Annotated in this window: 21 protein-coding genes; 14 read left to right on the plus strand and 7 right to left on the minus strand. The window is 57.3% G+C overall.

Going from position 1 to position 23,190, the window contains the following annotated elements:
- Nucleotides 1–6: 6 nt before the first annotated feature.
- A complete protein-coding gene (locus tag GOV38_RS17115; RefSeq protein WP_171207956.1) occupies nucleotides 7–930 on the minus strand; it encodes a sugar kinase in 924 nt (307 codons plus the stop codon).
- The gene (locus GOV38_RS17120) at nucleotides 931–1,638 is read right to left on the minus strand and encodes an FCD domain-containing protein (protein WP_171102069.1); all 708 of its coding nucleotides are present in this window, start codon (nucleotides 1,636–1,638) and stop codon (nucleotides 931–933) included.
- Between the two features lie 177 nt (nucleotides 1,639–1,815).
- On the opposite strand from GOV38_RS17120, the gene GOV38_RS17125 reads away from it, so the two are divergent.
- From GOV38_RS17125 to GOV38_RS17180, 12 genes are all read left to right on the plus strand, one after another.
- A complete protein-coding gene (locus tag GOV38_RS17125) occupies nucleotides 1,816–2,934 on the plus strand; it encodes a mandelate racemase/muconate lactonizing enzyme family protein (RefSeq protein WP_171207957.1) in 1,119 nt (372 codons plus the stop codon).
- Entirely contained in the window at nucleotides 2,931–3,971 is a 1,041-nt protein-coding gene (locus GOV38_RS17130; protein WP_171207958.1) for a zinc-binding dehydrogenase, read from the plus strand. The genes GOV38_RS17125 and GOV38_RS17130 overlap by 4 nt, the downstream gene beginning before the upstream one ends.
- A gap of 2 nt (nucleotides 3,972–3,973) precedes the next feature.
- Nucleotides 3,974–4,735, plus strand: coding sequence for an SDR family oxidoreductase (locus GOV38_RS17135; RefSeq protein WP_171102107.1), 762 nt, complete (start codon nucleotides 3,974–3,976; stop codon nucleotides 4,733–4,735).
- Nucleotides 4,736–5,024: 289 nt separating this feature from the next.
- Nucleotides 5,025–6,341, plus strand: a complete 1,317-nt coding sequence (gene eno, locus GOV38_RS17140; protein WP_171207959.1) for a phosphopyruvate hydratase — start codon at nucleotides 5,025–5,027, stop codon at nucleotides 6,339–6,341.
- Nucleotide 6,342: 1 nt separating this feature from the next.
- Nucleotides 6,343–7,200 (plus strand): fumarylacetoacetate hydrolase family protein, encoded by an 858-nt coding sequence (locus tag GOV38_RS17145; protein ID WP_171207960.1) that lies wholly within the window; start codon nucleotides 6,343–6,345, stop codon nucleotides 7,198–7,200.
- Nucleotides 7,200–7,949 carry an SDR family NAD(P)-dependent oxidoreductase gene (locus tag GOV38_RS17150; protein ID WP_171207961.1) on the plus strand — a complete coding sequence of 250 codons (750 nt, stop codon included), beginning with the start codon at nucleotides 7,200–7,202 and terminating at the stop codon, nucleotides 7,947–7,949. The genes GOV38_RS17145 and GOV38_RS17150 overlap by 1 nt, the downstream gene beginning before the upstream one ends.
- A gap of 35 nt (nucleotides 7,950–7,984) precedes the next feature.
- On the plus strand, nucleotides 7,985–8,704 hold the full coding sequence (locus GOV38_RS17155) for an SDR family oxidoreductase (RefSeq protein ID WP_171207962.1): 720 nt from the start codon (nucleotides 7,985–7,987) through the stop codon (nucleotides 8,702–8,704).
- A 43-nt stretch (nucleotides 8,705–8,747) separates the two neighbouring features.
- Complete coding sequence (locus GOV38_RS17160; protein WP_171207963.1) at nucleotides 8,748–10,016, plus strand: ABC transporter substrate-binding protein; 1,269 nt, start codon at nucleotides 8,748–8,750, stop codon at nucleotides 10,014–10,016.
- Nucleotides 10,017–10,093: 77 nt separating this feature from the next.
- Nucleotides 10,094–11,017 carry a carbohydrate ABC transporter permease gene (locus GOV38_RS17165; RefSeq protein WP_171102062.1) on the plus strand — a complete coding sequence of 308 codons (924 nt, stop codon included), beginning with the start codon at nucleotides 10,094–10,096 and terminating at the stop codon, nucleotides 11,015–11,017.
- Nucleotides 11,010–11,909, plus strand: coding sequence for a carbohydrate ABC transporter permease (locus GOV38_RS17170; protein ID WP_171102061.1), 900 nt, complete (start codon nucleotides 11,010–11,012; stop codon nucleotides 11,907–11,909). The genes GOV38_RS17165 and GOV38_RS17170 overlap by 8 nt, the downstream gene beginning before the upstream one ends.
- Before the next feature lie 12 nt (nucleotides 11,910–11,921).
- Complete coding sequence (locus GOV38_RS17175; protein ID WP_171207964.1) at nucleotides 11,922–13,031, plus strand: ABC transporter ATP-binding protein; 1,110 nt, start codon at nucleotides 11,922–11,924, stop codon at nucleotides 13,029–13,031.
- Complete coding sequence (locus GOV38_RS17180; RefSeq protein ID WP_171207965.1) at nucleotides 13,028–13,786, plus strand: SDR family NAD(P)-dependent oxidoreductase; 759 nt, start codon at nucleotides 13,028–13,030, stop codon at nucleotides 13,784–13,786. The genes GOV38_RS17175 and GOV38_RS17180 overlap by 4 nt, the downstream gene beginning before the upstream one ends.
- On the opposite strand, the gene GOV38_RS17185 is transcribed toward GOV38_RS17180, so the two are convergent.
- A complete protein-coding gene (locus tag GOV38_RS17185; RefSeq protein ID WP_171207966.1) occupies nucleotides 13,783–14,784 on the minus strand; it encodes an aminoglycoside phosphotransferase family protein in 1,002 nt (333 codons plus the stop codon). The genes GOV38_RS17180 and GOV38_RS17185 overlap by 4 nt on opposite strands.
- Before the next feature lie 102 nt (nucleotides 14,785–14,886).
- Here GOV38_RS17185 and GOV38_RS17190 point away from each other — a divergent pair, with 102 nt between their 5' ends.
- Nucleotides 14,887–15,882 carry a LacI family DNA-binding transcriptional regulator gene (locus tag GOV38_RS17190; RefSeq protein WP_171207967.1) on the plus strand — a complete coding sequence of 332 codons (996 nt, stop codon included), beginning with the start codon at nucleotides 14,887–14,889 and terminating at the stop codon, nucleotides 15,880–15,882.
- Between the two features lie 61 nt (nucleotides 15,883–15,943).
- On the opposite strand, the gene GOV38_RS17195 is transcribed toward GOV38_RS17190, so the two are convergent.
- Nucleotides 15,944–16,984, minus strand: coding sequence for a carbon-nitrogen hydrolase family protein (locus GOV38_RS17195; RefSeq protein WP_171207968.1), 1,041 nt, complete (start codon nucleotides 16,982–16,984; stop codon nucleotides 15,944–15,946).
- Nucleotides 16,985–17,159: 175 nt separating this feature from the next.
- On the opposite strand from GOV38_RS17195, the gene GOV38_RS17200 reads away from it, so the two are divergent.
- Nucleotides 17,160–18,125 carry a helix-turn-helix domain-containing protein gene (locus GOV38_RS17200; RefSeq protein ID WP_171207969.1) on the plus strand — a complete coding sequence of 322 codons (966 nt, stop codon included), beginning with the start codon at nucleotides 17,160–17,162 and terminating at the stop codon, nucleotides 18,123–18,125.
- A 1-nt stretch (nucleotide 18,126) separates the two neighbouring features.
- Here GOV38_RS17200 and GOV38_RS17205 read toward each other — a convergent pair whose 3' ends face one another.
- Genes GOV38_RS17205 through GOV38_RS17215 form a run of 3 tightly spaced genes read right to left on the minus strand, consistent with a single transcriptional unit; the run spans nucleotide 18,127 to nucleotide 23,186 of the window.
- A complete protein-coding gene (locus GOV38_RS17205; RefSeq protein WP_171207970.1) occupies nucleotides 18,127–21,336 on the minus strand; it encodes a 2Fe-2S iron-sulfur cluster-binding protein in 3,210 nt (1,069 codons plus the stop codon).
- Between the two features lie 12 nt (nucleotides 21,337–21,348).
- Nucleotides 21,349–22,653 (minus strand): TRAP transporter large permease, encoded by a 1,305-nt coding sequence (locus tag GOV38_RS17210; protein ID WP_171207971.1) that lies wholly within the window; start codon nucleotides 22,651–22,653, stop codon nucleotides 21,349–21,351.
- Nucleotides 22,653–23,186 (minus strand): TRAP transporter small permease, encoded by a 534-nt coding sequence (locus GOV38_RS17215; RefSeq protein WP_171207972.1) that lies wholly within the window; start codon nucleotides 23,184–23,186, stop codon nucleotides 22,653–22,655. The genes GOV38_RS17210 and GOV38_RS17215 overlap by 1 nt, the downstream gene beginning before the upstream one ends.
- Between the last annotated feature and the right edge of the window lie 4 nt (nucleotides 23,187–23,190).

Raw genomic sequence — 23,190 nt, forward strand, 5'->3', positions numbered from 1 at the left:
AACCTGTCAGGCCTCAGGAATGATCGCACCGGGATACTGGATCACCTGACTTGCCAGGTTGTGACCGGCCTTTGCGGCCTCAAGGTCGCTTTGACCTTGAATGATGGCGGCGATGTAGCCTGCGTTGAAACTGTCACCGGCGGCAGTGCTATCGACAACTTTGTCGACATGGGGCAACCCGCTGGGCGTATCCCCCGAGGCAAGGTCCAGCGGTCCTTCAGCGCCGCGTTTCAAGGTTCCCCGTGTCACGCCATTGGCGGTCAGGCGCTGCAAAACCTCATTTGGACCAGCGTCACCGAACATGGCCATTTCATCATCAACCGAGGGCAGCGCGATATCTGCCCGAGCCCACATGGCGGTATTGACCCGCTGAGCGACCTGGGTGCTTTCCCACAGGCGCGGGCGGTAGTTGCTGTCATAGACAACCGTGCCACCCGCTGCACGAAACCTGTCGATCCAAGCGATGATCTGATCGCGGATATGCTGGGGCAGAATGGCCATCGAAATGCCTGTCAGCAGAACAAGATCGAACTGGTTCAGGCTTTCCAATGTGAGCTCGCAAGGGGTCTGGAACAGGCTGCGAGCCGCTGAAGCGGACCGCCAATAATAGAAACTACGCTCACCCGCGTCGTCGGTTTCAATTGCGTAAAGGCCCGGCATCTGATCTGCGCGTCGCTCGACGCAATCGGTATTCAGCCCATGAGAGTGCATGGCCGCCAGAATACGGTCGGAATAGGGATCTGTGCCCAGAGCGGTGACATAAGAGACGGTGGCCTCGGTCCCGCGAAACTGCCGTGCAAGATAGACAGCGGTGTTGAACGTATCTCCTGCGATGCCAAGTGCCGCTTGGCCGTCCTTGCCGGCAATCAGCTCGATCATCACTTCTCCGATGCAGGCGATGCGACGGAGCGAGCGTTTCGGGTGGGTCATCTATAGATCCTTGAATGTCGAAGAAACCTGCGTCCAGGCGCCTTCAAGATGCGCGGACATTGCGGCCTCGGCGGCGTCTGGGTCGCGCATTAGAATGCCGTCCAAAATCGCCGTGTGCGCACGGAAATTGTTCCGGTTGCGATCAGGCAGGCGCGGCATCTGGGACCATTGCGGTTCGAGCCAGGCCACAAAAGCTTTGTGGATTGCCGGAAGAACAGGGTTGCGGGGGATTTCGTAGAGAACGCGGTGAAACGCCATGTCCGTCGCATAAAAGACCTGACTGTCTTCGATAGCCGCGCCATTTGCTTCCACGGCGGCCTTCAAGCTTGCCAAATCTTCTTTGTTTGCGATTTCCGCGGCCTGCCGTGCCAGGGACACTTCGATCATGGCGCGGCAGTCGAACAGGTTTTTGACTCCGTTTGGTTCGGTCAAAAGATGCGTCACGATCCCGCTCACTGCGTCGACGGCGGTGTCAAAACTGGGCTTGCGCACGACAGGACGATGGCGCGGTCTGGCCTCGATCAACCCGCGTGAGGACAAGACCCGAACCGCTTCGCGCACCACAGTTCGCGATATGCCGAACTCTTCCATAAGGTTGCGCTCGGGCGGCAGCGGATCACCATCTGCCAGATGGCCTGAATACACACGCTTTTCGATTTCCCGCACGACCTGATCGGCTGCCCTGCCTGATACGTCTTGTTCGGTCATCCTTGTTCCTTTAAGTAGGGCAAAGTCATCAAAGACTTGCGCCACATAGGCCCTGACTAGGCCGAATGAGATCAGTGCTTTTGTACGATAAAAAAATATATCTGCGCAATAAACTTGACAGAAAATTCGATAATTGATTAGTTTTTCTTGTATTTGGTCGTACCAAAAGAGAATTCTATGAACATCCCACTCACCGACCGTCAGATCGCCCGGGCGCAGGTAAAACTGTTCGAAGTACCGCTGGCCGAGGTCTTGACCGATGCCAAGCATGGCGATCACACGCATTTTGAACTTGTGTGTGTGACCATAACTTTGAATGACGGCTCAGAAGGGACCGGCTACACCTATACCGGCGGCAAAGGCGGACGCGCGATCGCGGCGATGATCGAACATGATCTTGTTCCCTTCCTGATCGGGAAGGACGCGACCGAGGTTGAAGCCCTGTATGAGGCGATGCAGTGGCATGTGCATTATGTTGCGCGCGGCGGCGTGGCCTCGTTTGCGATTTCGGCGGTTGATATCGCGCTTTGGGATCTGCGTGGCAAGCGCACGGGTCTGGCGTTGTGGCAAATGGCGGGCGGCCAGTCCGACCGGTGTCGTGCCTATGCGGGCGGGATCGATCTGAACTTTCCTTTGCCAAAGCTGCTGGACAGTATTCAATCGTACCTTGATCGTGGATTCAACGGAGTGAAAATCAAAGTGGGTCAGCCCACGCTGGCCGAAGATGTCGAACGAGTCAAAGCGGTCCGAGAGCTGATTGGTCCTGATGTCACCTTCATGGTGGATGCGAATTACTCGATGAGCGTTGATGAAGCCATCGCCGCCGCCAAAGCGTTCAAGCCGTTTGACATCACCTGGTTTGAAGAGCCGATCATCCCCGATGACTATAAAGGTTTTGGTCGCATAGCCGATGCGACGGGCATACCGCTGGCCATGGGTGAAAACCTGCATACCATTCACGAATTCGAGTATGCGTTCGAGGATGCCAAGTTGAGCTTTGTTCAACCCGACGCGTCAAATTGCGGGGGTATCACGGGTTGGTTGCAAGTTGCCAAGCTAAGCCAAACCCATGACATCCCCGTCTGTTCGCACGGTATGCAAGAACTGCATGTCAGTCTGGTCTCGGCGCAACCGAATCCGGGCTGGATCGAAGTCCATTCATTTCCGATTGATGAATACACCCATCGCCCGCTGGTGGTTGAGGATCACCTGGCCATTGCGCCTTCGGCTCCTGGGGTTGGCGTGAGTTTTGATTGGGACAAACTACAAGCTGCACATGAGGGCATGAACAGATGACTGCTGAACCTATCCGCTCTGCGTTTTATCGCGGTGACAAAACCTTCGCCGTCGAGCAGGCGACACCGGCAGAGCCGGGTCCGAACGAGGTTCGGATCCGCGTCGCCTATTGCGGCATTTGCGGGACCGATATGCATGTGTTCCACGGCAATATGGATGCCCGCGTCGGCAAGAATCGGGTTATCGGCCATGAGATGTCCGGGGTCGTCGAATCGGTTGGCGCAGAAGTTGATGCGTCCCTGCTGGGCCAGAAGGTTGTTGTGCGTCCGCTGGATCATTGTGGCGAATGCCCGGCCTGCAAGGCGGGTCACGAGCATATCTGTCACAACCTGAAATTCCTGGGCCTTGATACTGATGGCGCGATGCAAGAGCTGTGGGTGGTGCCCGCTCACACGATCCATAAACTGCCCGCTGATTTGCGTCTGGACTATGCGGCGCTGATCGAGCCGGTGGCCGTCGCCTGCCACGATGTGCGCCTGTCCGGCCTTGCGGCGGGCGAGGATGTGGTTGTGATTGGGGGCGGGCCGATTGGCATACTTGTGGCCATGACCGCGCGGGACGCGGGCGGGCGTGTTGTGATCTCGGAAGTAAACCCCAACCGCTTGGCGATTGCGCAGAAGCTGGGTTTTGACACGGTCAACCCGGTCGAGGTTGATCTGGCCGAGGACATCAATGCCCGAACCGGTGGCAAAGGCGCTGATGTCGTTTTCGAAGTGTCGGGCACGCAGCCGGGCGTTGACGCGATGACAGCGGTGGCGGCGACACGCGGGCGGATCGTCATGGTGGCGATACATGCGCAGAAGCCGCAGATCGACATGTTCCAGTTTTTCTGGCGAGAGCTCAAACTGATCGGCGCGCGGGTCTATGAGCCCGAAGACTATGAGAAAGCCATCTCGATCATCGCTTCGGGCGGGGTGGATGCAGAAACTGTCATCACTGATGTCGCACCTTTGAGTGAGATCCAGACCGCTTTTGAATCCCTTGATAGCAGCCCTACAGCCATGAAAAGCCTCATCAAAGTCGGAGAGATCGAATGAGCATACTGAACGCCTTTGAACTCACCGGCAAAACAGCCCTGGTCACCGGCTGCAAACGCGGCATCGGGCGGGGCATTGCCGAGGCGCTGGCCGAGGCTGGTGCTGACATCATTGGTGTCTCGGCCAGTCTTTCGCCCGACAGCGAGGTCGAACAGGCCGTACGCGCCCTTGGGCGAAAATTCACCAGCTATCAATGCGATTTTTCTGATCGCGCTGCGGTGCTTGCCTTTGCCGCGCAGGTGCAGGCCGATGGGCATCAACCCGATATTCTGGTCAACAACGCTGGCACGATCAAGCGAAAGCCTGCTGCGGAACACCCTGACGAGTGGTGGGACGAGGTGATCGAGGTCAACCTGTCAGCGCAATTCGTTCTGTCACGCGAGATTGGCAAGGGCATGGTCGCGCGCGGATCGGGCAAGATCATTTTCACCGCGTCGCTGCTGACCTTCCAGGGTGGGATCACGGTTCCTGGATATGCCGCCTCGAAAGGTGGGGTGGGCCAGCTGACCAAGGCTCTGGCAAATGAATGGGCGCCCAAAGGCGTGAACGTTAACGCCATAGCGCCGGGTTATATCGCGACGGATAACACGCAGGCCCTGCAAGACGATCCCGATCGCGCGCGGTCCATTCTGGATCGCATTCCACAAGGGCGTTGGGGAACTCCGCGTGATTTTGGCGGACCAGCGGTTTTCCTGGCGTCTTCTGCCTCGGACTATGTGAACGGGGAGATTCTCGTGGTGGATGGTGGTTGGATGGGGCGTTGATCGCCCAAAGCCGCCCATAACGTCTGCGCGCCCTATTTGACCGATCCCGTCAGCAATCATGACGGGATCAGATTACCGGCATGTTTAGTGAGGCACCGGATGTCTCAACTATTTCTGTGTCCCATTTCTCTGAAACAACGCGGTTTCAATGCCAGGGAATGACCCTGGCTTGTCCGTCAACTCTGCGTTTCGAGATAATTCAAAAATCATGATCGACTCGTCTTGACAGGCGGAGAACAAATTGAAATGTTCACGTGAACAATGCGCTGAGATGCGAGCTGGGGGCTACATGCCAAATGAATTGATTTCAGATGTCAACGCGCGGCGCGTTTGGGATAGCCGTGGCAATCCAACCGTCGAAGTTGTTGTAACAACCCAATCCGGTCGGGTCGGGCGTGCCATCGCTCCGGCGGGTGCTTCACGCGGTGCGCGTGAGGCGATCGACATGCGCGACGGCGGTTCTGCCTTGAACGGTATGGACGTGAAGCGCGCGGTCAAAAACGTGGAAACGCGGATAGCACCGGCCATCATTGGCAAAAATGTGCTGAATCAGGCTGAGGTCGATCAGGCGATCCTGGATCTGGACCCAAGCAAGCTCAAAAGTGAACTGGGCGGCAATGCAACAGTGGCAACTTCGCTGGCGGTCTTGCATGCAGCAGCTGCAGCAAAAGGCGTTCCCCTGTGGCGCCACTGCGCCGACCTGTCCGGAAATGAACCCAGCTTGCCTCTGCCCGAAATTCAGATCTTTGGTGGTGGGGCCCATGCCGGTCGTCGCGTCGATATTCAGGATTTCATGGTCATGGTTCCCGGAGCCGATACGTTTGATGAGGTGATGGAAGTGACCTCGGAAGTGTATCGCGCCGCGGGTGCGATCATGAAGCAGAAGGGGCGCCTGGCAGGTGTTGCGGATGAAGGCGGCTGGTGGCCTGTCTTTGACCACAACGAAGAAGCGCTGGAAACGCTGGTGCGCGCGATTGAGCTGGCTGGTGAAAAGCCCGGTGAACGTGTTGTCATCTCGCTGGACATTGCCGCGTCAGAGTTTGGGTCAAACGGGCGGTACCGCCTGGCATTGGAAGATCGAGAGCTTGGGCGCGATGAGATGATCGGCCTGTTGGGTCGCTGGTTGAATGACTACCCCATTTTGTCGATCGAAGACCCGCTTGCCGAGGATGATCCCGAAGGGATGCGTGCCTTTACGCAGGAATTTGGCAGCCGGGTTCAGATCATCGGTGATGACTATCTGGTGACAAATGCCGCGCTGCTACAAGAGGCGGTGCGTGACGGGGCCTGCAATGCGGTTCTGATCAAAGTGAATCAGGCGGGCACCGTGACCGAATCCATGGATTGTCTGGCGGCTGCGAAAGCCGCCGGGTACGGCACCATCGTTTCGGCCAGATCTGGCGAAACCGAAGATGTCTCGATCAGCCATATGTCCGTCGGATTTGGGGCGGGCCAGCTGAAGGTCGGGTCCATCACCCGGTCAGAGCGGATGGCCAAATGGAATGAATGCCTGCGCATCGCAGATGAGATGGGACAGGGGGCCTTTGTAAAGGGTGCACCGCTGGCCTCGACCGTCTGGGCACAAAAAGTCGGAGAAGAAGCCTGATATGAAACTTTCGCGCTATGGTGACCGTTATGGTCGCAAAATCCCCTGCATAATTGACGACGAAGGCGTTCCACGGGATGCATCTTCCATCGTCGAGGATTTTGGGCCTCGCACATTGTCGCCTGAACTGCTGGATCAACTGGCCGCCACGGATCCGAAATCACTGCCGATCGCCGATGTGGAAGGCAAGCGCCTGGCGCCACCCGTCGCGCAGCCGTTCAATATCTGGTGTGTTGGTCTGAACTATTCCGATCACGCGGCTGAAGCAGGCTTGCCCGTGCCGGAAGAGCCCATTTTGTTTAACAAATCCACGGTAACCTATTGCGGCCCAAACGATCAGATCCTGAAATCCCCGCAGATGACCAAGCTGGATTGGGAAGTCGAGCTTGGGATCATCATCGGCAAACCAGCGCTGAACATCACCAAAGATCAGGCGATGGATCACATTGCCGGGTTTGTTCTGGTCAACGACATCTCGGAACGCGCCTGGCAGATGGAACGGTCCGGCCAATGGGTCAAAGGAAAAAGCTTTCCCAATTTTTGCCCGACCGGTCCGTTTCTGGCTACCAAGGACGAGGTCTCGGACGTTCAGAATCTGAATATGTGGCTGGATGTGAACGGGAAGCGGATGCAGACCGGTTCGACCTCGACGATGATTTTCGATGTAACGACGATTGTCAGTTACATGTCCGAGTTCACGCGGCTTGAGGCCGGAGACCTGATTTGCACCGGCACCCCGCCGGGTGTGGGTGCGGGGATGAAGCCTCAGGTCTGGTTGAACGAAGGTGATGTCGTGCGGCTCGGCATCGACGAATTGGGCGAGCAATCCCAGACCGTTACAGCTTTTGGGGGCGTGTGATGAACAGCTATGATTTTTCCGGCAAAGTGGCCGCAATCACCGGTGGTGCAAACGGGATTGGCGCTGCTGTGGCCGACCGGCTTTTGCAATCGGGGGCACGTGTTGCGATTTGGGATCTGGATATCTCCGAGCCCGAAGACCGCCTGAAGGCTTATGCAAAGGACCAACTGCTTGCGGTGCAGACCGATGTAAGTGATCTGGCCAGTGTTGAGGCCGCTTTGGCGACCACCGAGGCCAGTTTTGGCAAGGTCGATGTCTTGGTCAACAGCGCCGGGATAGCGGGGCCAACGTCAACTTTGGCCGAATACCCTGCCGATGCCTGGCGCGCGGTGCAGGTGGTCAACGTCGACGGCACCTTCAACACTTGCCGGGCAGTTAGCAAGGGCATGATGGCCCGCAATTATGGGCGGATCGTCAACATCGCCTCGGTCGCCGGGAAAGAGGGCAATCCGAACGCATCGGCCTATTCAGCGTCAAAGGCGGCTGTGATTGCCTTGACCAAATCGCTTGGCAAAGAGCTGGCGGGTCACGACATCGCCGTCAACTGCGTCACGCCTGCGGCGGCAAAGACACGGATTTTCGATCAGGTCTCGGATGACTTTGTGCAATTCATGCTGTCCAAGATCCCGCGCGGTCGTTTTGTGACCGTCGATGAGATCGCCAACATGGTGGTCTGGATGGCGTCCGAGGAGAACTCATTCACCACAGGTGCGGTGTTTGATCTGTCCGGTGGGCGGGCAACCTATTGACGGGCTCCGTCCCCATATCACCTCGTTTGACGGGCATGACGGTCTGCGTCACCGCCGCAGGGCAGGGTATAGGGCGCGCGATTGCTGAACGCATGATTGCCGAAGGGGCCGAGGTTCACGCATCGGACCTTGACGTCGATCTGTTGCAAGGGCTTGAGGCCGCGTCACTAACGGCGGTGGATGCCACCGACCCAAAGCAGGTTGACCACTGGATTGGCGCCTTCGAGAGGATAGATGTGCTGGTCCATGCGGTGGGGTATGTGCATCACGGCACAATCGAGGAATGTTCGATTGATGATTGGCGCCGGACGCAGTCGATCTGCCTGGATAGCGCCTTTTATGCGATCAAATCGGCAGTTCCGAAAATGCGGGTCGGGGGTGGCAGCATTGTTCTGATCGCGTCGATTGCGTCATCCATCAAAGGCTATCCGAACCGTGCTGCATATGGGGCGGCAAAGGGCGGCGTCATTGGTTTGATGAAAGCCTGCGCTGCCGACTACCTGAAGGACGGAATCCGGGTGAACGCAATTTGCCCCGGTGTCGTGGATACACCGTCGTTGCGTCAGCGGATCGCCGATCTCGCTGACGAGGCAGGTGGGTTGGATCAGGCCGAAAAGCTGTTTCTGGATCGCCAACCTGCCGGAAGATTTGCCGCGCCCGAAGAAATCGCGGGAACCTGCGCCTGGCTAGCCTCAACAGATGGTGCGTTTGTGACGGGTCAGGCCGTACAGGTCGACGGGGGCATAACGATCTAAAACCAAGACTGGACAACTACATAATCTCAGAGGAGGAGAGAAAATGACGAAGTTTGGGAAACTATTGCTGGGAACAACCCTGGCGGCCACAACTACCTATGCGACGAGTGTAGTGGCCGAACCCAAGACCAACATGATGCACCAGTGGGCCCAAGGGTCCGAGGCTGCCGCGATTGCCAAGCTGGGTGAGATGTTTGAAGCTCAGGGCGGAACATGGAACCAGACAGCGATTTCGGGGCATACCTCGAACACTCTGGCCAAGTTGCGGTCGGATGTCGTTGCGGGCAATGCGCCTGCTGCGGTGCAGTTGAAAGGCCCGGAAATCGCCGAGTGGAACGCGACAGGCGCGACTGCAAATCTGGATGCCGTTGCTGCGGCCGAAGGGTGGGATGACGTTGTCGCGCCCGAACTTGTTTCGGTGATGAAGCCCACCGGCAACTGGGTTGCGGCCCCGATGAACATCCACCGCGTCAACTGGCTGTACAGCTCGCCGAAAATTCTGAACGAGCTTGGCCTTGACATGCCGAAAACCTGGGATGAGTTCAATTCTGCCTGCGACAAGATCATCGAGGCCGGATATGTCTGCATCGCCCATGGCGCGGCGGATTGGTCGGATACGACCACCTTTGACAGCGTTGTCTATGGCATGGATATCGACCTCTATCGCAAAGCCTTCCAGGAGGCGGATGTCGAAGCCATGCGCAGTCAGGGCATGATCGACGCCTTTGCACAGCTGCGCAAAATGGTCGGTTACATGGATGACGGCATCAATGGCCGCTCGTGGGAGCAGTCGATGACGATGACCATGACCGGTGAAGCCGCGTTCTTCCTGATGGGAGACTGGACGGTGGCCTCGGCCAATCTTGCCGGGTTCAAGGAAGGTGTCGACTATTTCTGCGACCAAACCCCTGTGAATTGGGGCGGAGACGGGTTTATCCTGAACGCGGACTCGGTGGTGTTCTTCAACCAGAAAGACGAGGATTATGTTGAGGGCCAAAAGCTGTTGGCCAGCATCATTATGTCGCCCGAGTTCCAGGTGACGTTCAACGTTGCCAAAGGGTCGATCCCGTCGCGTACCGATGTTGATCTGTCCGAAGGCGGCTTCACTCAGTGTCAGCAGAAGGGTCTGGAAGACCTGAAAGCTTCGGTCGAACAAGGCACACTGGTCCGTTCGATGGCCCACAACATGACCGTGCTGCAGAAATACCGCGGCGCCATGATGGAGGTGATCACTGAATTCGTCGCTGACGATTCGATCACGCCCGAAGAAGCGGCCAACCAATTGGCTGACGCTGTCGAGCTGCAAAGCTAAGCAGCGCAGCCTGATCCGTGCCGGCACCCTTCCAAGCCGGCACGGATCGATCACGCATGTGACCTCAAGGAACCGGAATGGCTAGATCCTCAAAACCGGCCGCACAGGGCCTGTTTCAGCGACTATCCGGGTGGACACCGCAATTGGTGCTTGTCCCGACTTTGCTGGCGGCTTTTGTCTATGTCGTTGTCTTCTCGCTTTGGACGCTGTGGATATCGATCTCGCAATCCACATTGCTGCCGAACATGGCCTATGGTGGCTTTGGCGAATATGCCGCGTTGTGGCAAAGCAAACGCTGGATCGTCGCCTATCAGAACCTGTTCCTATTCGGGACGCTTTATGTTCTGGGTTCGCTTATTGTCGGAACGCTGTTGGCGGTGCTGATCGATCAGCGCGTCAAGTTCGAGTCGGTCTGGCGCACCATTTTCCTTTATCCGCTGGCGATTTCGTTCATCGTAACCGGAACAGTCTGGCGCTGGATCTTCCACCCGCAAACCGGGGTAGAGCGCGCTTTGAACGATCTTGGATGGATCAGCGCTCAGTTTGATTGGATCACCGACCGCGATATGGCGCTGTATGTCGTCGTCTTTACCGGCATTTGGCACGCGTCAGGCTTTGCCATGGCGCTTGTGCTTGCGGGGCTGCGTTCGGTCGATAGCGACCTGATCAAAGCGGCGCAGATCGATGGAGCCTCAATGGCGCGCACCTATCGGCGCGTGGTCCTGCCAACGATCTGGCCGATCTTTGTCGCTGTCACTGTTGTTCTGCTGCAATTCGCCATCAAAACCTACGACCTTGTGGTGGCCCTGACCCAAGGGGGGCCGGGCGTGGCCACGACGGTTCCAGCAATCGTGGTCTATGACCTGATGTTCCAGCGCGGACAGATCGCACAGGGTGCCGCCGCTGCGGTGATGATCCTGGTCGCGTTGGCACTGGTCTTGGTGCCCTACCTGATCTGGTCGATCTGGAGAGACAAGCAGGGGAAAAGAACACATGGCTGAAGTATCGCACCAGGCGTATGACCCTCTTGCCACTGGCAGCAAGACGCAACAGGCGCGGTCGCGGGGGATCGTCTATGTCCTGTTGACCTTCTTTGCACTGCTCTACCTGTCGCCGCTGCTGATTATCTTCATGAACACTTTCCGTCCGTTGGATGAGATCGTGCGCGAGGGCTTCATCTCGGTCCCTGACTCACTGTCGCTGAAATACTGGGGTGAGGCCTGGGGGTCGTTCTGTATCGGCGGAACGTGTGAAGGCGTGTCGCGCTATTTCTCGAACACATTGCTGATGACAATCCCGGCCACGATCTTTTCGACCGCTTTGGGGTTGGTCAACGGATACGCGCTGTCGAAATGGCGGTTCAAAGGCGATGCCTGGGTTTTTGGGCTGATCACTTTGGGTGTGTTCCTGCCCGCTCAGATGACCTTGCTGCCCTGGGCTTTTGTGCTGGGTCAGATTGGTCTGTCCAATACGATCATGGGGTTGGTTCTGGTGCATACCGTGCAGGGCACCAGCTTTACCACACTGTTCTGCCGGAACTATTTCGTGGCTGTCCCCGATGATCTGATCAAAGCCGCGCGGATCGATGGGGCCGGGTTCTGGCGCATCTTCCGCCGTATCATGCTACCCCTCTCGCCACCGATCGTTATCGTCTGTGTGATCTGGCAGTTCACCGGGATCTGGAACGAGTTCCTGTTCGGCACCGTGTTCACCTCGGGTGAAAACCAGCCGATTACCGCCGCGATCGTTGCCTTCTCGGGCTCGGGCACGGGCGAACGTCACTATAATGTCGAGGCTGCATCGGTCATCTTTGCCGCTTTGCCACCATTGTTCATCTATGTCCTTGGTGGAAAATACTTTGTTCGGGGTCTGACCTCGGGCGCCGTGAAATAGAAAGGTCGGGCCATGTCTTCCTTGCTGATCAGAAATCTTCGCAAAAGCTATGGTGCTGTAGAAGTTCTGAAGAATATCAATCTCGAGGCTGAATCAGGCGAGTTCGTCGCGCTTGTGGGGCCCTCGGGCTGCGGGAAATCCACTCTGCTGTCTATCATCGCGGGACTGGAAAGCGTCACCTCCGGTGAGGTGCTGATCGAAGACCGGGTGGTGAATGACGAAGCGCCAAAGGATCGGGACATCGCCATGGTGTTCCAATCCTATGCGCTCTACCCGACCATGACGGTCCGGCAGAATATGACCTTTGGGATGGAGTGTCGGAATATCGACAAAGCCACCCAGGACAAGACGGTGCAGCGTGTCGCGGCGCTGTTGCAGATTGAACCTCTGCTTAATCGCAAACCCGCGCAGCTTTCGGGAGGTCAACGGCAACGGGTGGCGATGGGCCGTGCGCTGGTGCGCGATCCCAAGCTGTTCCTGTTTGATGAGCCGTTGTCCAATCTGGATGCCAAGCTGCGGGTCGAGATGCGAAGCGAGATCAAGAAACTGCATCAAAGTGTCGGGCGCACGACGGTATATGTCACCCATGACCAGATTGAGGCGATGACCCTGGCAACGCGCATTGCCGTGATGCATCAAGGGGTGCTTCAGCAATATGACACGCCCAAAGCGATCTATGAGACCCCGGCAAACATGTTTGTTGCGGGCTTCATGGGCTCACCCAATATGAACTTTTTGTCCGCCAAGATCGCGTCGACTGCGGATGGGCTCGGGGTCGTGGTCAATGGGGGTGATGGCACGGTACTTCCGGTACCCGCAGATCGTTATCAATCGTTGGAAAACGGCCAGGATGTGGTCTTTGGGGTGCGCCCCGAGCATTTCAGCCCGGCTCATGAACAACGGGCCGAGCGAAAAGGGCGCACAATAGTGTCCGTTCCGGTCACCGTCGACATGGACGAACCCACGGGATCCGAGACGATTCTCATGTCCAGAATCGCCGGGCAAGACGCTATACTTGTCTGCGAACCCGATGAAGCGCCAACGCCGGGAGAGACGATGGATTTTGCCATCGACATGAGCAAGATCAGTTTGTTCGATACAAAATCAGAGCTTCGCCTGTGACAACCGCAGATCTCTCGAGCGAAGACTTCAGCGGCAAACACGTCATCGTCACCGGTGGCGCAACCGGTATCGGGGCCAGTATCGTCACGGCGTTTGCTCGGCGAAAGGCCCAGGTCTCATTTCTGGACAATAATGTCTTGGCAGGTGAAAGACTGGCACAAAGCCTGGGCGATGACGTCCATTTTGCGGACGTTGACCTGAGTGATGTCGACCGTGCGCGCGATGCTATTGATCACCTATGTGAAACCGCAGGTCGCATAGACGTGTTGGTAAACAACGCAGCCAATGACACGCGCCATGCCACGCAGGATGTAACCCCGGAAAGCTGGCGCAACACTCTGGCGATCAATCTGGATCACAAGTTTTTCTGCAGCCAAACTGTGCTGCCAAAGATGCAGATGCAAGGTCACGGCGTGATCCTGAATTTCGGATCCATCGCCTGGCGTGTGGGCCTGGCCGATGCGGTTGGCTATGTCACCGCAAAAGCCGCAATAGAAGGTCTGACACGCGCTTTGGCGCAAGAGGGAGGCCCTTTTGGTGTGCGCGTAAACTGTTTGCTGCCGGGTTTTGTCAGAACCGAAAGGCAGGTGGAAAAGTGGCTGACACCTGAATCTTCCAAGCTGATCTTAGAACAGCAATGTCTGAAGCGCTTTATCGAGCCCGAAGAGATCGCGGACGTGGCCGTGTTTTTGTGTTCCGACGCCGCGCGCGCGATTACCAAACAGACCATTGTCGTGGATGCCGGTTGGTCTTAGAGAAAACTGTCCCGCAGCCGTGTAAGCAACTGGCTGATCCGATCTTCGGGAGATTCTATCAACCCAACAGCCACGGCGCGAACATGGCATCTGTTGTCGTCTGACAGGTATTCTACCGGCGACTTTCCTTCGATCCGCGCCAGCATCAACGCAGGCAGTAACCTTGTGATCCGACGCTCAATCTCTGATGGGTCGCCAAAGTCCAACGAGGGTACATAGGCCCCCCAGAAGCTTTCGATATTGGTCAAAAGCGTCTCGCGCGAGTCGGGTAGATGAAACGCCTTGAGCGCCAGATGGTTCAGGCAGAAAGCCGGATCAAAGCTTGAATCACCCATTGTCGCGCATTCAGCATCCAGAAAGATCGGATCAGATGCGCGGAACATAATGTTCTTGGGGCTGACATCGCCATGAACCAAGACCTGGTCGGCCTGATACAGCATCTCTGCTAGATCGTTTAAAGGCGCCTCTAGATCGGGATGCCGCCCCGCCGTAAAGGTCAGGTAAGGCTCGATCCGCAGCGCGCGGAAGTCGTCCCGATTGTTGAATGCGCTTCGGTCGAAATCGGGCATGGCAGAGGCCGCTTGCAGCATCCCCAAGAAACGTCCGACCTGAGCCGCCTCACCTTTGTCTGGCACCGAGGCAAGCAGGGCGGCTTTCCAAAGATAGACATCGGGGCCGTCGACGAATTCCATCGCAAAGCCGTGCTGCGTCTGCGACCGCCCGAACAGTTTGACGGCACCTTGCGGATAGGTCTCAGCGGCGAATTGCAGCCACGCATATTCGGCGGCGTTGCGGTGCAAAGGCGCGGTCCAGTCTTCGACGACCTTTAGTTTTTCGAGTGCAAATTTGGCGCAAAGCGTTTGTCCGTTCAGTTCAAACCGCGCGATATCAGAGGCGACCCCACCTGTCAGGGGAACCACATTGGTGACATCTTCGGGCTGACCAAGTTGCAAGTCTTGGACCAGGTTTTTGCATCTGTCATCAATGGTAAGCGTCACTTTGGTAGATTCCTGAGTTGTTCACGTGAACATTTCCGGTTATTACTGGAAAGTCAAGCTGGTCTTGTGATCTAAATCCGAACAACCCGGTCAGGAGAGTTCATGCCCAAGCGCGTTACGATCAAGTCAATTGCCGATGATCTCGGGATTTCTCATATGACCGTTTCACGCGCTTTGTCAGATAACCCAAACGTCCAGAAGGACACACGCGAAGCGGTCCAAAAGCGGGCGCAGGAATTGGGTTATGTCCGCAGTGCGGCTGCACGGGCGATCCGTGGTGACAACAGCCCCATCGTCGGCCTGTTGGTGCCAAATATCACCAATGACTTCTACGCGCGTTTTGCAAATACATTCGCCGAAGCCTGCGAAGACCATGGGCTTCAGTTGATCATTCATCTGACCAAAGACGACTACGCCGCCGAAAACGAAGCAATGCTGCGCCTGCGCGAGATACAGGCGCAGGCCGTGGTCACCGTTCCGGCACCAAAGACGGACATGTCTCTATTGGACGCGGGCAGCGGTTTGAAGAACATTCAACTGATCCGTCAGCGGACCGATGGCGACCCTGTTTCATCCGTTCTGGTCGATGATTCCGAGGCAATTATACACGCAGTCCAACATCTTCACGCTCTTGGCCACAGACATATTGCTTATCTAGGTGCCCCTGAAGCCCTGTCATCCGGGCGCCAAAGGCTGGCCGCTTTCCAGCAAGGGTTGAATTCTGTCCACCTCAGCGCCGAGAGCGCTGTGACATTGCTGGATGCCCCTTCACAACAGATGGGCAACAACTCGGCGCACCGGTTGTTGCAGGGCTCCGACGCGACAGCGATTGTGTGCGGCGGTTTCGAGATTTCGATTGGGGCGCTAAAGGCTCTTATCGAAACGAACACGCTGAACAGGGAAATGGCATTTGTCGGCTACGGAGATCCCGATTTCTATTCCTGGATCGACGGCGGCATCACTACAATACAGGTGCCCGTCGATGAGTTGGCAAGTTCGGCGTTGAAGATCATCACAGATGAAACTGATAAAAGCGGTATTGAACACCATAGCTTTGCAGCAAAGCTGGTTGTGAGAAACAGCAAGCAGATAGGATGACCCGCAGCAATCAGGTGATCACAGCGGGCCCTTTTTTACTTTTGAAAGCTTAAAAGCGCGCTTACTCCGCCGCTTCAAGGTCGGTTGCGGGGGCGGAACCCTTTGACGGAACCTGACCGTTTTCAGCCGTTGCCTGGCCCATTCCGATCACCGGACGCCGGGGGTTTTTGTTGTGCATCAGCGCCAGCGCATCTGGGCGGGCATAATGGCCGGCCGGGTCGGCTGCTGTCTTGGAATGCGAGATCAGGCCAAGGTCGATATCGGCGATGACCAGGCCTTCGGCATCATGTGCCAGGTTTTCGCCGAATTCAGCACCGTTGGGGCCAAATATGCGCGAATACCCGCCTCCAACTTCGACAAATTTCTCATGCATCTCGTTCTTGACCAACAGATCATAGATCGGCTGATCAATCACGGAACAAGAAGCCAGAACAAAACACTGACCTTCCACCGCATAGATCTGGTTGACGTTCACGCTGACTTCGGGGCTGAAGGCCTTGGACAATTTGGCGTAGAGGCTAAAGGCCGGCCAGGCCGCGCAGTGGATTTCCTCGTTCTGACTGAACATCGCGTATTTGCTGAGCGGCTGCAGGTTTTCCCAGCAACACAGCGCGCCCACATTGCCCAGCTCGGTCTGGTTCACGAACATGTCGCTGCCGTCGCCTTCGCCAAAGACCGAGCGTTCCACATGTGTCGGCTTTAGCTTGCGCCGACGCGAGATAACCTCACCTTCGGGGCCATAGTGCCATTGCGCCATATAAAGGCTGCCGCCCTCGCGTTCTGAGACGCCGACGACAACATGGATGTTGTTGCGCCGCGCTGCCGCGCGCAGTTTGAGATCCTGTTCGCTGCCGGCAACGATTGCGTTCTGGAAGTAGGGCGCTGCGAACTGCATATTGATCGCTGGTGGGTTGAACCAAATCCACCAAGGGTAACCAGGCAACCAGGTTTCGGGGAAGTTGATCAGCTCAACCCCCGCCTTGCCAGCTTCATCGATCAGACCAATGGCCTTTTCCACACCTGCGTCGAGGTCAAGTAAAACAGGCGCGGCCTGTACCGAAGCAACTTTTACAATTTTTCCAAGAGGTCCATGTCCGGACATGATAGTCTCCCTGTTCTTTTTTCTGACAGTGAGGCTGGCAGGAATCTTGAGGTTCTTCTTAGCTGCATGGGCCAAAAAACTTGTGAATTTGGGACAATGTTGGCCCGAAATTACAAGTTCTTTGCAATTATTACGTTTTGAAACTATCTTCGTTTTATCCAAACGCGGGGGCGGGATGCCGTCAGAGACGCATATCTACAGTACGGAAAGCATCCGGCCGGATCAGCGTTTTGATTTCTGGCGCGATGTTATCTGTGATGCCTATTTGCCGATCACTTGCACGACCCCAAACCGTTCAGAGTTTCATGGCCAGATCAGTTTGACGCGGTTGCCGCGTCTGAACCTGTCGCGGGTGTCGGGCAGCCCGCAGCATGTTAGGCGGAGCAGATCCGAGATTGGACGTGATCGTGGCGCCTATTTCATGATCAGCCTGCAGCTGTCCGGAACTGGGGCGGTGGTGCAAGCTGGGCGCGAGGCGGTTTTGGCAGCGGGCGATTTTGCGGCCTATTCGACCATTGAACCTTATGAAATCCGCTGTGAAACACCGGTTGATCAGCTGATCCTGCAAGTTCCGCGTTCTGCCATGCTCGCCCGGTTGCCACAGGCAGATCTGCTGACTGCGCGACGTATTCAGTCCACCGACGGGTTGGGCGGTATGCTGTCGTCGCAAATACGCCAAAGCGCCGATCTTGTGGCCGAACAATCGGAGCTCGTGCAACAGCACATGCGGGATTTGATGATAGATTACGTGGCCACTGGCCTGTCATCCCTGGCACCGTCGTCTCTCGAACTCAGTCGGCCCGAGCATCTATTGCTGAACCGCGCTAAGGCCTTTGTGAAGGCAAATTTGCGCGACCACGATCTGAGCCGGGATAGCCTAGCCCGTGCCATGGGCATGTCGGCTCGCAACCTGTCGCGCGTGTTTGCCCGCGAGGGTCAGTCGATCGCCGGTTTCATCCGGGCGGCGCGGCTCGAGGCCATTGCACTGGACCTGGCTGATCCAAGACTTCTCCGCATGTCGGTCACGGAAATCGCACTCAGATGGGGCATGTCCAACGCGCAGCATTTGTCCCGTCTGTTCAAGGAAACCTACGGGGTGTCGCCACGCGCCTACCGGGTTGAACAGCAGAAGATGCAGTGAGTCACAGATCGATTTCGATTACCCCGTCAGCCTCGGCTGCGCGGCTCTGACACAGAATGATCGACCCCTCTCGCTGCGCTTTGGACAGCACGAAATCGCGATGCTCGACCTCGCCTGACACCAGGCCGCATTTGCAGACACCGCAGATACCGTCGCTGCATTTCACGTCGATGGGGATGCCGGCCTCAACCAGAACATCGGTGGCTGTCTTGTCGGCTGGTATGTGGAATTCTTTGCCACTGCGGGCCAGCTTGAGCGTAAAGTCGTGATTGACGTAATCGGGCGCTTCGGGGACCGAGAAATATTCCAGATGCCGCGCCTCTTCCGGGAAGCCCGCGCGTTCAGCTGCCTCCAGCACGCTGGTCATATAGCGGTCAGCCCCGCAGGTATAGACATGCCAGCCGGGCTGGTACCCGGCCATGATCCGATCCAGATCGGCCCGCGTGCCTTCATCACTGACATGCAGCTTGACCCGGTCGCGCCATTCAAAGCCTTCGATATCCTCAAGCAGACCCATGGTCTCACGAGAGCGGCCTGAGTAATGCAGCTCGAAATCACCACCTTTGGCATAAAGCTCATGCGCCATCGCGATCATCGGGGTGATGCCGATCCCGCCCCCCATCAGGATCGATTTGGTGGCCGTAGGTTCCAGCGGGAAATGGTTGATCGGGTGTGAGATAAAGACCCGGCGACCCTCGGTGAAGATGCGGTGCATCAGCTTCGAGCCCCCGCGCCCCTCATCCTCGCGCAGCACCGCGATCTGGTATTTCGTCCGGTCAGCAGGATCACCCGACATCGAATACTGGCGCAGGAATTCGGGCGCGACCACGATGTCCAGATGCGCACCGGCCTGCCATTCGGGCAGCACTCCGCCATCGACCGGGGTGAATTCGTATTTCATCACCCCATCTGCCGTGGCCTCGGCCTTGGTGATGATCGCTGGGATCACCGGGCTTTCACCATCGGCGGTGTATTTGTGAATGACACTGTCATCCCCCTGGGCGCGGCGGTCCTTGTATTCCTGAACCGAGACCATGGCCTTATAGGCCTCGATTCCCGCCTCGCGGTCCATGTTGAACGGATAGGGGTGGGGATGCGGTGCCAGAGGTGCGGGATAAACCGCAAGCGTCTGATCTTCGAATTTCAGATCCAGATCTTTTTGCAGTGCGCGTTGGTTGGTGGGCTCTTTGGTGGGGCGGTAACCGCCATCCTCCTGAATCTCCAGATCCCACCACCATTTCTTGACGGGATTAAGCGTACCGTTGTCGACATAGTCATCCAGCTTGGCCAGCGCCGGTGCCAGTTTTGGCACATTCATTGCCGCCCAGCGGAAGGGGCGTTCCTTGAAGATGCCCTCAAGGTTCCACGGGCAGGTCTTCATGCAACGCCCGCACATGGCGCCACCTGGCGTGGTGACGCGATAGGTGGCGCATTTCTGGCTGTCGGATTTCCAGATCTCATAGCCGTTGAACATGGTCTTGGGCCCGGCCGTGATCGCGCCCGAGGGGCATTCGCGCGCGCATTTGTTGCAGCTTTCGCAGAAGGTTTGCAGCCCAAAATCAATCGGCTTGTCATGGGCCATTGGCAGCGTCGTGGTCACCGTGCCTGATTTCAGCCGGGGGCCCAGATAGGGGTTCAGGATAACCTCACCAATACGGCTGACCTCACCCAGCCCGGACAGCAGTAACAGTGGCGGCTGCAACACCTCGCCATCCATCACCGTATGGGCCTTGGCCTCATATCCCAGGTTGCGGATCTGCTTGGCAATGACACCACCAAGTAGCGAAAACCGCAGATAGGCGCGCATGGATTGAGCCACCGCGATCCAGTCATCGCCGGAGGAGCCTTCCATCGTCTCATAGCCCTGATCGATGATCATGTTGATCGATTGATCATGGGGCGGGTTCAGCACCTCGCCGCGCGCGTCATGGCTGTACCAGGCCCAATCGGGACAGCGTGAAATGCCAACCGCGTCGATGCCCAGCCAATAGCTGGTCGCCTTGACCAGATCCGCAGCCTCTTGCGGATCGAGCGTGACCTTTTCCGGCGCAGGTTCCCCGTCTTGCAACAGAACAAACGCTCCCAGGGCTCGGCGTTGCGCCATTGAAGGCGCGGCTTTGCGCACATAAAGCCCGCCGGTGGCAGCCTCTTGCACCTTTTTGCCCATATCGCCGAACTGCGCGCGGGCGAACATGTCGGCACGTTTGGGCACGCGGGCTACGTTTTCTTCGTCGATATAGGTGGTGGGTTCGTCGACCCGTTTGAGATTTTCAAACGGGTGCGCTCCGTCGACAAAACGCCGTTTGGCAAAAGGAACAGCGTTCATCGCGTTTTTCGCCGATGCAGTGCCAAATTTCCAGGCGGTGCCAAAGGCGGATGCGGGCTGTTCCGAGCGCGGGGCCAGCGGGGCGTCAGGCGCAAATTCGAACGTGGTGGTGACGGCTGCAAGGCCAAAGCGTGTTCCTACGTAAGGGTGCATAAGAACGCCATCTTCGACTGTTGCCAGACCGGCCATAACCGCCAGCTTGTTCAGATCGACGTCCGAGCTGGACACCGTATGGCCACGCGCGTCAAAGCCCAGAAGACGCAGGTAATTGGCCAGCACAACGGCGGTTTCAGCCGCCAAAAGCCCCGCCCGATGGGCCTGCGCATCCTTGATCCAGCCAGTGCCGACCTCATCCTGGTCAGGGTCGCGCGGGTTTTCATAGAGAAACACCAGACAGTGGGTGTGGCCGTCGATACTGGTCGGCGGAGCCTCCATCGACTCTTTCAGATCGGCCATGATCATGTCGATGCCTGCGGCCAGAGTTTTGGTCTGGCGCGTTTTCAGGTCATGGGCCAGCCGCGCGACATCTGGATTCTGATGGGGGTGTTTCAGGATCGCCTCGGAGGGCAAAAGGCAAGTGCCGACCACAGCGGCATCCGCGAAATAGCCAAAGGATTTCAAATGATCCGCGCGCTCTTGCAGATCACTTGGGGTCTCGGCCACCGCCTTGTTGATCAGCCCGTCGCGGATCGCGTCCAGCATCGCCTGATGTTCGCGCATCGCGTTCACGATCGACCTTGGATCAGACGGACGCGCATAAGATAGATGCTGCGCCTCCGGTACAGACCCCAGATCCGGGGCGCCGGTGGCCCGCGCCAGCAACTCGGTCGGGTAAGGACCCATGTGAACCGGGCGGTGTTTGTCTGAGAAAAAGCGCAAAGTCATTGGCTATGGGCCTTAGTTGAACATTGTATTGGGCAGCATCAGCGCGATATCGGGCACTGCCAGGATTACGACAATTGCCATAAGCATTGCGAACCAAAACGGCCAGATGCCACGGAAAATTGTTGCCATCGGAACGTCGCGGGCAATTCCCTTTACGATAAAGACATTCACCCCGACTGGCGGTGAGATCAGACCCATCTCAAGCGCGATAACAGCCAGAACGCCAAACAGGATCATATCCACACCCAGCGGCTCAAGGATAGGTTGAACCACCGGAATTGACAGCACCAGCATGGCAAACCCCTCCAGGAACATGCCCAGGATGATGAACATGACCAGAAAGGCAATCACGACCTGAAGCCCGGTGAAGCCCTGCGCCTCGACCCAGGAGGACAGGACAAAGGTGATGGACGTGAAACCGACAAAGGTCTTGAAGATGAAGGCCCCGAACAGGATCAGGTAGACCGATCCTGTTGCCCGCAGGGTCGAGCTGAAGACCTCGTTCATCGCTTGCAAGGTGCATTTCCCGCGCAGGGCCGTGACAACAAGGGTCAGCGCAGCGCCGATCCCTGCGGCTTCGACTGCTGAGAACGCTCCGCCATAGATGCCGCCAACGGTCAGCAGGATGATCCCGACCATGACACTGGCGCGTCCAAGCGAGACCCATTTTTCCCGGCGGTCCACATCTTCGGAAAGTGACGGCGCTTTCGACGGGTCCATACGGACGACGATCCAGATGGCGATGATGAAAAACAGGGTCAGCATCAGCCCGGGCAAGACACCGGCCATGAACAACCGACCAATGCTTTCTTCGGTCAGGATTGCATAGACGACAAAACCGGCAGAGGGCGGGATGAGAATCCCCAAAGTACCGCCTGCAGCGATCGAACCGGTGGCCAGCCCGTCATGATAGCCAAACCGGCGCATTTCAGGCAGGGACACGCGGCCCATGGACATGGCAGAGGCCAGGCTTGAGCCAGAGAGTGCCGAAAACCCCGCGCAGCCGACCACCGCAGCCGATGCCAGCCCGCCACGGAACCTGCCCAACCAATTGTGGGCGGCGGTATAGAGATCCCGGCTGAGGCCAGAGACCCCTGCCAGATTGCCCATCAGCACAAAGAGCGGGATGATCGTGAGGGGATAGCTGGTGGCCTCGCTGAAAATCTCGCGCGCCAGCGAGGGCAGGGCGGCTTGGGGGCGGATCAGCCAGATGCCCGCTGTGCCCACCACCATCATGGCGATGCCCACCGGGGTTCTGATGTAGAGCAAAAGCAGAAGGGTGATGAACCCAAGTGCGGCAATCGTCGTCAGGTCCATTATTCTGCAACCTCATTTGGGTCTTCACCGGCCCAATGGACCAGCCCGCTTGCGATCTGAACCAGCAGCGTCAGAGCAAAGAACCCCAATGCGATGGCCAGCGCGTAATAGAACGGAGCGTGCGGGATCGTCAGGTTGCCCGTGACATTGCCGCAGGCCAGTCCGCAGTTTCCCTTTTTTATCAGCGCGCTGGCCGCCAGGATCAGGATGACAACTCCGACCCCGCGCGCGATCAGATCGGTCCAACGCCGAACCTTGCGGCCGAAATGCTTAGGCATGATGTTGACGGTGATATGGCTGTTCTGGGTGGCCCCAAAGGCGACTGCCGCAGCAGCCACAATCGCCGCCGTCATGGATGACAGATCCTGAAGCCCAAAGATCGGATCAACCAAAATGTAGCGCCAGATGACCCCAACAACAGTCAGGGTCATCAAAAGCAGCACTCCGACCGAGCCGATCAGGACAAACACATAAGAAAGCCGGTCCAGCCAACGCTGGGCCGAAGTGTGAAAGCTATGTAATCGGCCCTGCATCGGA

Origin of the sequence: Ruegeria sp. HKCCA5839 (assembly GCF_013035585.1) — a bacterium.
Taxonomy (GTDB): Bacteria; Pseudomonadota; Alphaproteobacteria; order Rhodobacterales; family Rhodobacteraceae; genus Ruegeria.

Excerpts from the sequence above, each read along its gene's own strand:
- GOV38_RS17115 (WP_171207956.1), bottom strand. The coding sequence starts at position 930 with ATGACCCACCCGAAACGCTCGCTCCGTCGCATCGCCTGCATCGGAGAA.
- GOV38_RS17120 (WP_171102069.1), bottom strand. The coding sequence starts at position 1,638 with ATGACCGAACAAGACGTATCAGGCAGGGCAGCCGATCAGGTCGTGCGG.
- GOV38_RS17125 (WP_171207957.1), top strand. The coding sequence starts at position 1,816 with ATGAACATCCCACTCACCGACCGTCAGATCGCCCGGGCGCAGGTAAAA.
- GOV38_RS17130 (WP_171207958.1), top strand. The coding sequence starts at position 2,931 with ATGACTGCTGAACCTATCCGCTCTGCGTTTTATCGCGGTGACAAAACC.
- eno (WP_171207959.1), top strand. The coding sequence starts at position 5,025 with ATGCCAAATGAATTGATTTCAGATGTCAACGCGCGGCGCGTTTGGGAT.
- GOV38_RS17145 (WP_171207960.1), top strand. The coding sequence starts at position 6,343 with ATGAAACTTTCGCGCTATGGTGACCGTTATGGTCGCAAAATCCCCTGC.
- GOV38_RS17150 (WP_171207961.1), top strand. The coding sequence starts at position 7,200 with ATGAACAGCTATGATTTTTCCGGCAAAGTGGCCGCAATCACCGGTGGT.
- GOV38_RS17155 (WP_171207962.1), top strand. The coding sequence starts at position 7,985 with ATGACGGTCTGCGTCACCGCCGCAGGGCAGGGTATAGGGCGCGCGATT.
- GOV38_RS17160 (WP_171207963.1), top strand. The coding sequence starts at position 8,748 with ATGACGAAGTTTGGGAAACTATTGCTGGGAACAACCCTGGCGGCCACA.
- GOV38_RS17165 (WP_171102062.1), top strand. The coding sequence starts at position 10,094 with ATGGCTAGATCCTCAAAACCGGCCGCACAGGGCCTGTTTCAGCGACTA.
- GOV38_RS17170 (WP_171102061.1), top strand. The coding sequence starts at position 11,010 with ATGGCTGAAGTATCGCACCAGGCGTATGACCCTCTTGCCACTGGCAGC.
- GOV38_RS17175 (WP_171207964.1), top strand. The coding sequence starts at position 11,922 with ATGTCTTCCTTGCTGATCAGAAATCTTCGCAAAAGCTATGGTGCTGTA.
- GOV38_RS17190 (WP_171207967.1), top strand. The coding sequence starts at position 14,887 with ATGCCCAAGCGCGTTACGATCAAGTCAATTGCCGATGATCTCGGGATT.
- GOV38_RS17195 (WP_171207968.1), bottom strand. The coding sequence starts at position 16,984 with ATGTCCGGACATGGACCTCTTGGAAAAATTGTAAAAGTTGCTTCGGTA.
- GOV38_RS17200 (WP_171207969.1), top strand. The coding sequence starts at position 17,160 with ATGCCGTCAGAGACGCATATCTACAGTACGGAAAGCATCCGGCCGGAT.
- GOV38_RS17205 (WP_171207970.1), bottom strand. The coding sequence starts at position 21,336 with ATGACTTTGCGCTTTTTCTCAGACAAACACCGCCCGGTTCACATGGGT.
- GOV38_RS17210 (WP_171207971.1), bottom strand. The coding sequence starts at position 22,653 with ATGGACCTGACGACGATTGCCGCACTTGGGTTCATCACCCTTCTGCTT.
- GOV38_RS17215 (WP_171207972.1), bottom strand. The coding sequence starts at position 23,186 with ATGCAGGGCCGATTACATAGCTTTCACACTTCGGCCCAGCGTTGGCTG.